Source organism: Sphingomonas pituitosa NBRC 102491, assembly GCF_001598435.1.
GTDB classification, from domain to species: domain Bacteria; phylum Pseudomonadota; class Alphaproteobacteria; order Sphingomonadales; family Sphingomonadaceae; genus Sphingomonas; species Sphingomonas pituitosa.
The window spans coordinates 91,289-102,204 of record NZ_BCYY01000016.1 but is presented as its reverse complement, the minus strand read 5'-3'; the positions used below and the strand labels follow the sequence as shown (position 1 = coordinate 102,204).

General features: G+C 65.7%; 18 protein-coding genes. All 18 read right to left on the bottom strand.

Translation table 11 applies throughout. The features are described 5' to 3' along the window. Positions 1-61 precede the first annotated feature (61 nt). The 18 genes from SPI01S_RS13980 to SPI01S_RS13900 all read right to left on the bottom strand — a co-directional run bounded on the left by SPI01S_RS13980 (position 62) and on the right by SPI01S_RS13900 (position 10,819). Positions 62-370 (bottom strand): hypothetical protein, encoded by a 309-nt coding sequence (locus tag SPI01S_RS13980; protein WP_066723582.1) that lies wholly within the window; start codon positions 368-370, stop codon positions 62-64. A gap of 49 nt (positions 371-419) precedes the next feature. Continuing rightward, positions 420-743 carry a phage tail assembly chaperone gene (locus SPI01S_RS13975; RefSeq protein ID WP_066723580.1) on the bottom strand — a complete coding sequence of 108 codons (324 nt, stop codon included), beginning with the start codon at positions 741-743 and terminating at the stop codon, positions 420-422. A 110-nt stretch (positions 744-853) separates the two neighbouring features. After that, a complete protein-coding gene (locus SPI01S_RS13970; RefSeq protein ID WP_066723576.1) occupies positions 854-1,276 on the bottom strand; it encodes a hypothetical protein in 423 nt (140 codons plus the stop codon). 103 nt (positions 1,277-1,379) lie between these two features. Then, positions 1,380-1,829: a hypothetical protein gene (locus SPI01S_RS13965; protein ID WP_066723573.1), complete on the bottom strand. Its 450-nt coding sequence runs from the start codon at positions 1,827-1,829 to the stop codon at positions 1,380-1,382. Positions 1,830-1,890: 61 nt separating this feature from the next. Continuing rightward, entirely contained in the window at positions 1,891-2,079 is a 189-nt protein-coding gene (locus tag SPI01S_RS13960) for a hypothetical protein (protein WP_066723570.1), read from the bottom strand. A 17-nt stretch (positions 2,080-2,096) separates the two neighbouring features. Further along, positions 2,097-2,492, bottom strand: coding sequence for a tail completion protein gp17 (gp17, locus tag SPI01S_RS13955; protein WP_066723568.1), 396 nt, complete (start codon positions 2,490-2,492; stop codon positions 2,097-2,099). Next, positions 2,489-3,019, bottom strand: coding sequence for a hypothetical protein (locus tag SPI01S_RS13950; RefSeq protein WP_066723566.1), 531 nt, complete (start codon positions 3,017-3,019; stop codon positions 2,489-2,491). Before SPI01S_RS13950 ends, gp17 begins: the two co-directional genes overlap by 4 nt. Then, positions 3,019-3,384: a head-tail adaptor protein gene (locus SPI01S_RS13945; RefSeq protein ID WP_245653604.1), complete on the bottom strand. Its 366-nt coding sequence runs from the start codon at positions 3,382-3,384 to the stop codon at positions 3,019-3,021. Before SPI01S_RS13945 ends, SPI01S_RS13950 begins: the two co-directional genes overlap by 1 nt. Beyond that, complete coding sequence (locus SPI01S_RS21900) at positions 3,384-4,007, bottom strand: head-tail connector protein (RefSeq protein ID WP_084253469.1); 624 nt, start codon at positions 4,005-4,007, stop codon at positions 3,384-3,386. The genes SPI01S_RS13945 and SPI01S_RS21900 overlap by 1 nt, the downstream gene beginning before the upstream one ends. Further along, positions 4,004-4,225, bottom strand: a complete 222-nt coding sequence (locus SPI01S_RS13940) for a hypothetical protein (RefSeq protein ID WP_066723564.1) — start codon at positions 4,223-4,225, stop codon at positions 4,004-4,006. Before SPI01S_RS13940 ends, SPI01S_RS21900 begins: the two co-directional genes overlap by 4 nt. Beyond that, positions 4,222-4,719 (bottom strand): hypothetical protein, encoded by a 498-nt coding sequence (locus SPI01S_RS13935; RefSeq protein ID WP_066723563.1) that lies wholly within the window; start codon positions 4,717-4,719, stop codon positions 4,222-4,224. Before SPI01S_RS13935 ends, SPI01S_RS13940 begins: the two co-directional genes overlap by 4 nt. Before the next feature lie 13 nt (positions 4,720-4,732). Next, entirely contained in the window at positions 4,733-5,458 is a 726-nt protein-coding gene (locus SPI01S_RS13930; protein WP_066723561.1) for a hypothetical protein, read from the bottom strand. A gap of 2 nt (positions 5,459-5,460) precedes the next feature. Continuing rightward, the gene (locus SPI01S_RS13925) at positions 5,461-5,745 is read right to left on the bottom strand and encodes a hypothetical protein (protein WP_066723559.1); all 285 of its coding nucleotides are present in this window, start codon (positions 5,743-5,745) and stop codon (positions 5,461-5,463) included. Between the two features lie 54 nt (positions 5,746-5,799). Continuing rightward, positions 5,800-7,011, bottom strand: a complete 1,212-nt coding sequence (locus SPI01S_RS13920) for a phage major capsid protein (RefSeq protein ID WP_066723556.1) — start codon at positions 7,009-7,011, stop codon at positions 5,800-5,802. A gap of 55 nt (positions 7,012-7,066) precedes the next feature. Continuing rightward, positions 7,067-7,711: an HK97 family phage prohead protease gene (locus SPI01S_RS13915; RefSeq protein WP_066723553.1), complete on the bottom strand. Its 645-nt coding sequence runs from the start codon at positions 7,709-7,711 to the stop codon at positions 7,067-7,069. Further along, the gene (locus SPI01S_RS13910) at positions 7,708-7,890 is read right to left on the bottom strand and encodes a hypothetical protein (RefSeq protein WP_066723545.1); all 183 of its coding nucleotides are present in this window, start codon (positions 7,888-7,890) and stop codon (positions 7,708-7,710) included. The genes SPI01S_RS13915 and SPI01S_RS13910 overlap by 4 nt, the downstream gene beginning before the upstream one ends. Then, complete coding sequence (locus SPI01S_RS13905; RefSeq protein ID WP_066723543.1) at positions 7,887-9,107, bottom strand: phage portal protein; 1,221 nt, start codon at positions 9,105-9,107, stop codon at positions 7,887-7,889. Before SPI01S_RS13905 ends, SPI01S_RS13910 begins: the two co-directional genes overlap by 4 nt. Next, complete coding sequence (locus tag SPI01S_RS13900) at positions 9,104-10,819, bottom strand: terminase large subunit (RefSeq protein WP_066723679.1); 1,716 nt, start codon at positions 10,817-10,819, stop codon at positions 9,104-9,106. The genes SPI01S_RS13905 and SPI01S_RS13900 overlap by 4 nt, the downstream gene beginning before the upstream one ends. Between the last annotated feature and the right edge of the window lie 97 nt (positions 10,820-10,916).

Here is a 10,916-nt window from a genome sequence, read left to right as displayed (position 1 = left end):
GCGACCTCCACGACAAAAGCCCCGCCGAAGCGGGGTGATGCTTACTTCGATTTAAGGTCGGCTACTTGCTCGCGCCGTCCGCGCCGATTTCGACGTTTTTGACTTCGAGATTATCGGCCTGCGGCGATGCAGGATCGGGAGCGTTCATGTCGCCGGAACACATAATTTCGGCGGCGAGCTTCTTCTCATTGTACTTTTCTTGATCCCGGGTCTGAAGATAGGCTTCTGCGACCCTCTTATGCGCAGCGCAGAGTTCCATGCGCGTTGGATGCGCATTCTTGATCATCGCTAGATCAGCCTCAGCTTCATCCACCTTGCTGGAGCAGGCCGCCAGCGCCACCAAGCCGATCGCCAGAAGAAACGCGCGCATGCCAGACCCTCCGAAGGCGGGCAGTGATACACGCGCGATTGACCGGCGGTCACCCGAAAACCGCAGCGAGCGACGAGACTTCGGCCTTCTTCTCCGCCTCGGTCACCTCCGAGCGCCACGGTGGCGGACAGTTCTCGCTTTCTGCCCGCTTACCCTCGACGACATAGGTGGTTGAGAGGGTCTTGATCAGCCTGGCCTCCCAGGGGCTCAGCGTCACACAGGTCGCGCGCTGCCACTCGTTGATTTCTCGCCAGCTGATCGGGCCGACACCCATGCCCGCGGCCTCCGACAGGCCAATCTCAACCAGCCAGTTGATGATGTGGGGCATGGGGTTCGGGGGCATCATGGGGGTGCGGATGCCGTTTGCCTTCATCTGGGCAGCCCGGCTTGCGGCAGCGGGGGAGGCATTCGCCTTAGCTCTACCCGACCCCTCGGGCGGACGTGGCACGGCATTCAGCCATGCCATTTGCCGCACGTAGAGCTTCAGGTCTTCGGCGACCTGGGCATGAAGTTTCCCCAGTCATCCCGGAATTTGTCGGCCTGCTCTTTGATCCATCCGAGCGACGGATCCGAATAGACGGCGAGGAACAATGCCTTCCCGGTGAGTGGGGTACCATCGGCGGCGTCATATTCGATGTGCTGGAAGCCGACCGTCAGCGCGGAGAGGTCGGCGGCCTTTTCGGCGCGCTGATCCTCGGCCGGCGGCAGGCTGATCTTGTTGTTGTTGTCCTGCATGCGCTTGATGGCGCGGGCGGACTGGGCGCTTTCGACGGCGGCCGCTTCAGGCGTGCCGGGGCCGTACATCTCGATGCCCATGGGCTCCTTGCCCTCGTAAAGGTAGGCTCCGTCGGGCCCCTTCAGGTGGAGGAAGGCGGTGGGGGAGGCGGCAAGCTTTGCGATCTTCATGGGAAAAACCTCTCGCGGGATTGGTGCCCCACCTGGCCCGCATCCCGCGAAAACGGGCCAGGTGGAGCAGAGAGAAGGCGGCGTCGCGGGCGCCGGGTTGGGCTTAGGAGCCGGCGACCTTCACCGGCTTGGTGCAGATCTCGACGGTGGGGTTCGCCATCACGACGCTGTCGGCGCCGTCGATGTTCAGCGGCATGCCGAAGACGCGGCCCTGGAAGTAATTCTTCTCGCCGTTCGGAAGCGTGACGAGGAAGCTGTAGAGCTTCGACGTGGCATCGTCGGAGGCTGTGCGCATCAGCGTCTGCCCCGCGTCGGCGGTGTCATAGGCCATGCTCGGCTGCAGCGAGCCGTAATCGACGCTGCCCTTGTGCTTGTCTTTCGGACCCTTGAGCGGCGTGAACTCGACCTTCGCGAAGACCGCGCCGATCGCGCCGATCTTTTCGAGGCTGCCGATCTCGGTCATGGTGAGAGCGGCGAAGCCGGTTGCGTCCTGGCTTGCGGGTGCAGCCGCGGAAATGGCGAGCGCCGAGCCCGCCGCAGTCGTCGACGTCATGATAGTTCTCCTGGTGTGGCGAGCCGGCGGGGCCGGCGGTATTCAGCCCGGTCGGGCGGAATCAGTTGGCGGAGGCCTTTCCCTTGGTGGGAGCGTCTTCCGCCTGCTCGGGCTCCTCGATCAGCCCAGCGGCGAGGTAGTTCGCATATTCGCCGGCGGTGCAGTCGGGGGCCTTCCCGGCCTCGAATGACTTACCGGTGCCGGCGTCGGTGAAATCCTGCTTCGCGACGCCCTTCTTGCTGCTCGACATCGGTGTTCTCCTGGTGATCAGGCCTCGAAGGAGACCTTGAAATCCTGCCCTTGGTCGAAGCTGTCGCCGGGGCCGCGCGTGTCGGGCCCTCGCCCCGCGGTTAGGATCGACACGGCCTCCACGTCCGCCACGGTGCCGGTGCGGCCGGCGCAGCAATCCACCACCAGCCTCATTGCCGCGCGCTGGTCGCGATAGTTCGCCGCACGCACCGAGACGGTCACTCGTTCGGTGTTTCGGGTGCGCTCGCCCCGCTTCAGCGGCTGGCGCTCGACGTTGCTCGTGGAGCGGATGAGCAGGGCCGGCAGCGCAACATTGTCCGGCAGCGCACCGGCCTTGATCCGCTCGATCGGCACGAGCGCCAGCACGGCCGGATCCGCGCGCAGCAGCGTGCCGATGATGTCCACGCCCGTCATGCTTCGTCCTCGGGCTCTGCCGCGCCGACGATCTTGCCGCCAGCTATCCGCGCGTTGATGTAGGCCTGGGCCGCGGCGATCGCGTCGCTTCCGCGCATGTCCAGCGCCGGGCGCAGGAACGGATGCGGGCGCGCGCCAGGGTGGTAAATGGTGGCGCCGACGAACTGGCCGCCGATTACAAGCGAGCCCTCCTTCGACAGCTTGTTGATCCGCCCGATGCTCCGGCCCTGCCGCTGATCCTCCGCCACGCTGATGAAGTGCGCCGCGGTGCCCCACTCCTGCCAGACGCCGAGCGAATAGCCCCAGCCGGGCTTGACGGTGACCTTCACAACGATACGGCCATCGCGCGAAGAGCTGCGCAGGACGACGTCGTCGCGCACTTCGGCTGACAGAGCGCGAGCCTGCGCCTCTTCCTTCACCACTGCACCCGCCGCGCGCCCCGCCCCGCGGAGCAATTTTGCCTCGATTTCGGCCGGGAGGTTGGCAAGGTAGCGCGCCACCACATCGGCCCCTTTGACCGTCACCATCAGGCGGGGTTCCCTGCGGGGCGATAGTCCTCGACCATGAACTCGAGCCCCTCGCGAGTTCCCAGCTCTGCTGGGCCGGAGATGATCTGCATGATGCGTACCGGCACCTTCTTGCGCAGAACCACGAGCCGCATGTTCGAGGCGACATCGTCGCGGAAGCGGATCCGCACCCGTGCGGGGCGCGCCGCGGCGTTGATACCGTCCGCCAGCTTTTCGCCGCGGCTCGGCAGCTTGTCCTGCACCTCCGCCCAGACCTCTTTCACCAGCGCCCAGGTGCCCGAGCCCGCGCCGTCAAGGCTGGTGTCTGCCACCGGCCGCTCAATCCGCACCCGGCTCTTGAGCTTGGAGGGATCGAAGACCGACATCAGACCGAAAACTGCACCAGACGCGCCAGCAAGCGTTCGGCAGCCCGCTCGGCGGCATCGTAGGATCCAGCGCGCTCGTTCAGCATGCCCGCGACGAGCACGATAATCGCCTCGGTCATGCAGTTCGGCGCCTCGCCGGCGTCGTAGCCAGCGGTATAGGCCACCGTCACCCCGCCCCCGGCGCGCAGCTGCGGCCACCCGGACCCGTCCGGATGAATGCGCAGCAGGTCGCGCGAGGTCGTGAAAGCACCGCGCGCCAGCGCCGCCGGGCCTTCCGTCCCGTCATAGGTGACCGAGTCGATCGACACCACTGGGCGGCTGTTCAGCGCAAGAGCGCCGGCCCAGCCGCGGAAGTGCTGCACCAGCGTGCGCTGGGCGACGATCCGATCTGTATAGTCCTCCACCCATTCGCGCGCGGCACGGATCTTCTGGGCGATGAGGGCGTCTTCCTCGTCCTCTTCGATCTTGCAGTGCAGGCGCACCTGCTCGACGGTGACCGGCTCGACGATCGGCAGCGACACAGGACGACCGTCGTCGATCAGCGCCGCATAGGCCGCGACAACCTCGGCCTCTGTCGCGGTGTCGGCCAGCCCGGCCGCTGCGCGCATCTCCTCAATCGTCATTCGATCACCTGGAAGCGAGTGGTGTATAGGGGCCCGGTCTCGTCCTTCGCCGTGGTGAGCAGGACCGGCTTTCCGTCCAGCAAGCCGCCCTTGACGCTCTCCGGCCGCGCCGTGGAGCGGTTGGGTGCGAACGAGGCCTTGTTGCCCTGGACGCCTGCGATGCCATCGAACACGCCGGCGATCTCGAGGCGGGCGCGATACCCGTTATCGATCTTCACAGCTGCCGCACCGTCAGCACCGCCGTGCGCTCGTACCGCTTGGGCGGCACGCTGTCGGTCAGCACCCGCACTGTGAACGGAAGGAGGACGCCGGCCGAGGCGAAGGAGGCTGATTCCCAATACGCCTGGTCGACGAGGAACCATAGCTGGATCTTCTCGCCCGCCACGTCGATGATCGGGCCATAGCCGGGCGCCTCGTCGACCGAGATGCCGAGCAGCACCGCCGCCGGTGCGATTTTGATAGCCTCGATCTTAGCGATCTTCTCGCCCTCGTCGAGCAGGTCGGCGAAGTTGATGGCGTACGGCGCGTGATCACCCGGATCATAGGGCTGCGGCCAGGCGGCCGCGCCCAGGGGGATCGACGTCGGTCGCGAGGCGGTCGCCTGGATCACCAGCATCGACGCGGTGCGGTCCGGCGTGGCGATCACGGCACCGATATCGCTGCCATCGTTCGGTGCCCCGAGCAGCCCGAGGACTATGAGATGCGACAGCATGGCGCGCCTCCGATCAGCCCGGGATGATCCGGAGCGAAGGGGTGAGGTCGGACGTCGAAGCGAGCGCCATCGCCGCGCGGGCGACAAGCACACCGTAGAGAGAGGTGCCCGCTGCCAGCTTGAACGGCAGGCCAACGGCAACCGCCTGGGCGATCGAGGCGGTACCGAGCGCCGACCAGTCGGTCAGGTGGATCACGCCGACGAGCTTGTCCGTGTCGGCGGCGTTGATGGCGACTGCGGCCTTGTCGTTGAAGGTCGAGGCGGTCGGATTGGCCGAAAAGATCAGCAGGTCCAGGGCGGCCGTCTGCACGCTCTTCGACAAAACGGACGCAGCCTGGATCAAGCCGGCACCCGCGGGCGTGCGCGCCGCGCCGGTGAAGGTCAGCAGCCCGCCGACGACGTTACCGCTGGCATAAGCCGTGGTGGTCACCACCGGAGCATTGCCGGGGGCGGTGAGCACATCGCCGCCGATCCGGCCAATGTAGTTCTCGCCCGCTGGCGTGGCCTGCGCGAGGAGCGTCTCGATGCCGTCCACATAGCCGTTCTGGGCGGTGAGCAGGTCCGCGATAGCCTTCAGGCGGCCGAGCAGGGTGTTGGCCGCCGGATTGGCGGCGACAAGGCCCATGACGTCCTGCCCGGTCGCATCGGCGAGCAGGTTCAGGGCAAAGAGAATGCCGCCGATGTCCTTGAAGGCAAGGACCTTGCCGGCGTCGACCGGGGTGGTGACGTTGTCGGCCATGATCAGCTCGCCTTCTTGGCGCCCTGCTGCCGCTTCGGCAGCTGAACCGCGTTATCGGGGTGTGCAACCGTGAAGTCGGTCGGACTTTCCTGGGGCGCGCTGCCGAACGTGTGCATCACGGCCGGATCGCGCTGCGCAGGATCCTCGCCGGGCAAGCACAGCGCGCCGGACTTCAGCAGCGGCAGCGCCTCCGCCTCGGTCAACTCGCGCGTGTCGCCGCGTTCGAAGCTCTCGGCGCCGCACTGCATGGAGCGCCGCACCTCGTACTTAATCTTCTTGTCGGACATCGAACGATGCTCCCGTTGCCGGGGCGGACGCGCCGCCCGCCCCGGTTAGGTGGTTCAGGCGTTGGCGAACGCGCCGTCGACGAAGGCTTCCGGGCGGTACGTGGTCAGCGCCAGGCGCTCCTCGGCGAGGATCGTGACCATGTTCTTGCGGAAGTTGTCGCCGTCCTCGGTGGAAACCATCACGCCCGACTGTTCGCGGTCGAACAGCTGCGCGCCCATCTTCCAGGCGCCGATCGTGAATTCGCCGACGGTCTGCGCCATCGAAGGCACCACCGGCAGGCCCCAGAGCGTCGGTGCAAGCGTTCCCTGCGGGTTGCCGATCAGATAGCGGCCCTCGCCGTCCTTCATCATCTCGATGATGGCCCAGTCGATCGGATGCAGAACCTGGCCATCGGCCGGGTACAGCGCCAGCGCGACCTGCAGCTGGCCAATGCGCAGCTTGTCGATCATCGACGGTGCCGCGAAGCCGGTCAGGCCCACCGGGACTGCATAGTCGGCCGCCTGCGGCTTGATGCCGAGCAGGTTCTGCCCGGTACCGTCACCCTTCAGCAGCTGCACGTCTTCGACGAACGCGAGACCATAACGGAGGCGGTTGTCGATCATGGAGCGCAGGCCCGGCGCGTCGGCGAGGATTTCGGCCGATGCCAGGAACCAGTGCGCGATCTTGCGCACCGGGGCGTTCTTCAGGTCCAGCTTCAGGGTCGATTCCGGCTTCAGCGTGCCCTCCGCGACCATGCCGGCGTTGTTGGTGAAGCCGGTCTCCTGGACATATTCGATGGAGCTCGACGAAGTCTGGCCGGGCGCGATCAGGTTGCGGATGGTCATCTGCCGGTTGGGCAGCATCTGCATCGGCGACTGCACGCGATCGGGGCGGACCATGTCGCCGGCCGAGCCGTTGGCGTCCGTGGTGAGCGACGTGATCGCCTTCACCTCGATACCGACGTTCTGGCCCTGCCGAGCGCCATTCGCGAACGCCGACTTGTACTCGTCGCTCTCGACATACTGCTCGCCGATGCTCTGCTGGCGCTCGTCGCCACCGCCACGACGGGCCGCCTTCTGCTCGAGCGTGTCGAGCAGGCTCTTCAGCTCGTTCATGCCGGTGAGCGCCTGATCGGCGATCTCCTTGGCCTTTTCGGCCATGGGGATGCCCTTGCCGGCCTCGGCGAGCGCCTTCTGGGCGATCTCCTTGACCTCGTCGTGCCTCTTTTCGAACGCAGCCTTGGTCTCGGCCGCCAGCTCGGCGACCGACTTCGTTTCGGTGCTCATGATAGAATTCCATCTGGGGGGGGGCAGCGTCTTCGGACGCGTAAGCCCGGTGGAGTTAGGAGCGCAGAGCCTCGAAGAAGCTTCGCGCCTGGTCGCTCGCCGTGCCGCCAGGCTCCCCCTGGCCTCCTTTGAGGTTGAGACGCACGGCGCGCTCAGCCTCTGCGTTGGAGAGGTCGAAGCTCTTCTTGAGCAGACCCTCCCATTCGCGCTCCGTCAGCCGTTCCCCGGCTGCCAAGCGGTCGCGAAGATCACCGATGTCCTTGACGCTGATGACGCGGGTCCGATCGTTCATCGGGATCGTCACCAGCGAGATTTCGTGCAGCACACCCTGGAGCAGCTGCCGCGTCTTGGCTTCCATCCGCTGCTTGAGCGTCTTGAAGCCCATAGAAAGGCCGCCGATCGCGCCGTCCTTGGTCAGTCCGTAGGCCTCCTTGCCGGTCGGGGTCGACATGGCGAACCGCCCCTTCACGAGCAGACCGTCGGACGTCTCCTGCCAGCTGTTCCACACGCCAGCGGGGCGCCGCTGATCATGGTAGAGCAGCATCGGCAGCGACTTACGGCCCGCCAGGGATGCGCTGAACGCTCCCGGCATGACCTGGTCGCCGCCGTGGTCGATGTTGCCGTAGCCGATGGCGAGGCCCTCGACGGTGCCATCATCGGCGATCGACTTGGTGTCGAGCTCGAAGTCGAGTTCGTTCATCGTTCACCCCCCGAGACGAGGCTCTGGACCGAGCCGTCGTCGTCATGATCCTTGAGAAAGCTCGGCCGCGGGACGCCCGCCTGTGACTGTCCGGCAAGGATCTCCTCCGGGGTCATCAGCTGGGTGCCGGCGACCTGCATCTGGGCGCGGTGCGCGGCGAGGCGGGGGTCTTCGGTCATTGTGCCGGCTCCTTCGTGTTGGCGACCGCGGCGGCGAGCGGAATGTCCTGCATCTGGGCTAGGATGACGTCGCCGCCAGGAACGGGGCCGAGTCCTTCGAGCGCGCGAACCTCGTTGACGGTCATGAATTGCTTCATCAGGTCGTAGAACCGCCCCCGGCCTTCCGAATCCGCGCGCAGGAAGCCCTCGAGATTGAACTCGATCGACACGCCGGCCGCGCGATCGGCGGCGGTGAGCAGCTGCTTTTCGAGCGAGCCTTCGATCCGCTTCAGGCGTTTGCGCATCTTGAACTTGAGGAGAGACAGCGTCTGATCGCCGATGCTACTGCCGAGCTTCGTGTTGCCAGCGGTGTGGCCGACCAGGTGCGGATCCACCTCGAACACGCGGCAAATATCCTCGACGCTGAATTGCCGGCTCTCCAGCATCTGGGCGTCTTCCGGGCTCAGTGAAAGCGCCTGCCAGGTCAGCCCGTTGTCGAGCAGCATGGGCCGTCCGCTATTCGCCGCGCCGACGAATTTCTCCCGAAGCAGCTCCTCAAGCTCGGAGCGTTGCTCCGCCTTCAGCAGCTTGTCAGTTGAAAGCGTACCGGAAGGCCGCGCCCCATTGGCGAACATGGCGCGCGCGGCGCGATCGGCGGCGGAAGCGGCAGCGAAGGTGCGCCGGCATACCGCCAGCGGCGACAGGCCGCCGAGAGGATTGCCGCCGAAGCCGCGAATATGAAGCACCCGCTCCTGGGTTTCGGTGTGGTCGCCCTCGCTGTCGGTCCAGCTGTACTGCAAATCGCCGTTTGAGCGGCGGGTGACCCGCACCAGATCCGGCCGAATCGGGGTGAGCGAGATGATTTTGCGGTCCTCGCGGCGCAGGATCTCGGCATAACCGTTGCCCTGCAGCTCGATGGAAGCGACGATGAACTCCCAGAAGTCGAACGCCGATTGATCGTAGTTCGGGCTGTCGTGCAGCAGCGAATAGAGGGGGTGATCGGTCGCTTCGACTGCGACCCCGCCCGGCCCCCTGCGATAGACGGTCACCGGCAGGCCGGCGATGTTGCCTGCCCAGAAATTCACGCATGCCCAGGTCGCGGACAGGCCGAGAAACGAGCCGCTCGTCTCCGAATCCGTGGCTCGCTCGGTGGTGATCTGGCCTGTCCGGACGTTGTCGCCGTCCTGCGCGCCGGGCGCGAAGCCGATCGCGGCGAGGATGTTGCCCCAAACGCTCATGCAGCGAGGCTCTTCATCCACTCGTCGACGCCATCGTCTTCGGAGGGGAGCAGCATCGGGGCGACAGCATTGAGCATAGCATCCACCCCGTCGATCTTATTGGCGCTGTTCGCCGTTTCCTTCTTCGGCAGGATGCTGCCGTCGGTGCGGCGGTCCGCTACGGCGTTTCCGACCATCCACCCCATCACCGGGTTGCCGTCGTGCCGGAGGCGGGCTGGCCCGGCCTTCACCCGCGCCTCGATCGCCTTGGCCGGGTCGGTATAGTTGCGGGCGTTCTTCGCCATTTGGACGCCGAAGGGATTATCCGGCTCGCCGAACTCTTCATTGAGCCGAGCGGCCATAGCGAGGCCGCTGTTCCACTGATCGAACGTCGCCTTGCGCGCCGCAAGCTGGGCCTTGATCAGGCGGATCTGCGCCTCGATCACGTTGTGATCGATGAAGTCGCCGGGCGTGGGGGTCAGGAAACCGCCCGCGGCCCACCGCTTATACAGCTCCGTGATCTGCTTGACCGACGTGTCGACGCTTTCGAGCCGTGCCTCCGGCACATAGAACCACGGTTTCACCAGCAGCCGCCCGTTGGGATCGATCGCCGCCAGTACCAGCGCGGACAAGTCATCGACGTTCGAAAGGTCGGCGCCGATGTAGCAATCGAGCCCGGCGAAGTCGTCGAGCGTCAGGCTGGCGTCGCCGCAGAGGTTCCACTGGGTGACGTTCAGCCAGGCGGATAGCGCGCCGATCCAGATGTTGAGGCGCTTGGTCTTGAATTCGCTCTCGGCGGCGGGGTTAGACTTCGCCTCGATCGCGTACTGCCGAAGCTCGGAAAGCTGGACCGCGGCGCCGAGCAGCGGGTTCGCCTTGCACCACTTCGTTTCGTCGAACGGGTCATCGCCGACCTTCCGGCCGTCGCCATAGTCCTCGGCGCGGTCCAAGGTGAAGATGATCACGAAATAGTGGTCGGCAACGATGGTGCCCTCGAGCACCTTGGTCGCGAAAGCCCGCTCTTCGTAGCAGGGGCCGTTAATGTCGGAGCCGGCGGTCGTGATGATCCACATCAACGGTTGCTTCCGGGCGCCAAACGCGGACCGCATGACGTTGAACAGCCCGCGGTCCTTGTGGGCGTGGAACTCGTCGAGCGTCACCAGGTGCGGGTTGTGCCCGTCCTGGCTCTTCGACTTCGCGTGAAGCGGCTGCATGTAGCCGCCATTGTCCTTGCACTCGATCGACTTGGCCCAGGCGATCAGCGAGAACGCTTCCTGCAGGTCCGGCGTCTTCTCCACCATGCGCTTGGCAGGGTGGAAAACCTTCTTCGCCTGGTCGAACGTCGTCGCCACGGTGAGCACCTGCGGCCCGGTCTCGTTCTCGCACGCGAGGCAGTAGAGCGAGACGCCGGCGGTCTTCGTCGACTTTGCGTTCTTACGCGCGACCTCCTCATAGACCATGGTGAAGCGGCGGAGCCCGCTTCCTTTCCGCCTCCACCCGAAAACCGTGCTAAGGATGAAGATCTGAGCGGGCTCAAGGTCGATTTTGCCGCACCGATCGCTGTGAATGTCGTCGGCGGCCCGCGGGCAGGTGCACCAATTGCCCTCGATATGGGGCAGTTTCTCGATGACATCGCAGATGTCGTTACCGTGCCAGGGGTCGAAATAGAACTCGAACGCCTTGGTTTTCGACCGTTTCAGGTCGTCCAGATGCCGCTGCGCGGCCAGCCGCACCCACTTGCAATGCGATTCCTGCTGCTTGTCCGCCGCAGCGGTGCGCGCATAGCCGAGCGCGATCTCGCTATAGTTGCGATCGTGGCCAGTCGGTTCG

Coding starts and splice junctions, on each gene's coding strand:
- SPI01S_RS21900 (WP_084253469.1), bottom strand. CDS start 4,007: ATGACGATTGAGGAGATGCGCGCAGCGGCCGGGCTGGCCGACACCGCG.
- SPI01S_RS13950 (WP_066723566.1), bottom strand. CDS start 3,019: ATGGTGACGGTCAAAGGGGCCGATGTGGTGGCGCGCTACCTTGCCAAC.
- SPI01S_RS13920 (WP_066723556.1), bottom strand. CDS start 7,011: ATGAGCACCGAAACGAAGTCGGTCGCCGAGCTGGCGGCCGAGACCAAG.
- SPI01S_RS13935 (WP_066723563.1), bottom strand. CDS start 4,719: ATGCTGTCGCATCTCATAGTCCTCGGGCTGCTCGGGGCACCGAACGAT.
- SPI01S_RS13975 (WP_066723580.1), bottom strand. CDS start 743: ATGAAGGCAAACGGCATCCGCACCCCCATGATGCCCCCGAACCCCATG.
- SPI01S_RS13980 (WP_066723582.1), bottom strand. CDS start 370: ATGCGCGCGTTTCTTCTGGCGATCGGCTTGGTGGCGCTGGCGGCCTGC.
- SPI01S_RS13910 (WP_066723545.1), bottom strand. CDS start 7,890: ATGACCGAAGACCCCCGCCTCGCCGCGCACCGCGCCCAGATGCAGGTC.
- SPI01S_RS13970 (WP_066723576.1), bottom strand. CDS start 1,276: ATGAAGATCGCAAAGCTTGCCGCCTCCCCCACCGCCTTCCTCCACCTG.
- gp17 (WP_066723568.1), bottom strand. CDS start 2,492: ATGACGGGCGTGGACATCATCGGCACGCTGCTGCGCGCGGATCCGGCC.
- SPI01S_RS13905 (WP_066723543.1), bottom strand. CDS start 9,107: ATGAGCGTTTGGGGCAACATCCTCGCCGCGATCGGCTTCGCGCCCGGC.
- SPI01S_RS13960 (WP_066723570.1), bottom strand. CDS start 2,079: ATGTCGAGCAGCAAGAAGGGCGTCGCGAAGCAGGATTTCACCGACGCC.
- SPI01S_RS13930 (WP_066723561.1), bottom strand. CDS start 5,458: ATGGCCGACAACGTCACCACCCCGGTCGACGCCGGCAAGGTCCTTGCC.
- SPI01S_RS13965 (WP_066723573.1), bottom strand. CDS start 1,829: ATGACGTCGACGACTGCGGCGGGCTCGGCGCTCGCCATTTCCGCGGCT.
- SPI01S_RS13915 (WP_066723553.1), bottom strand. CDS start 7,711: ATGAACGAACTCGACTTCGAGCTCGACACCAAGTCGATCGCCGATGAT.
- SPI01S_RS13945 (WP_245653604.1), bottom strand. CDS start 3,384: ATGTCGGTCTTCGATCCCTCCAAGCTCAAGAGCCGGGTGCGGATTGAG.
- SPI01S_RS13925 (WP_066723559.1), bottom strand. CDS start 5,745: ATGTCCGACAAGAAGATTAAGTACGAGGTGCGGCGCTCCATGCAGTGC.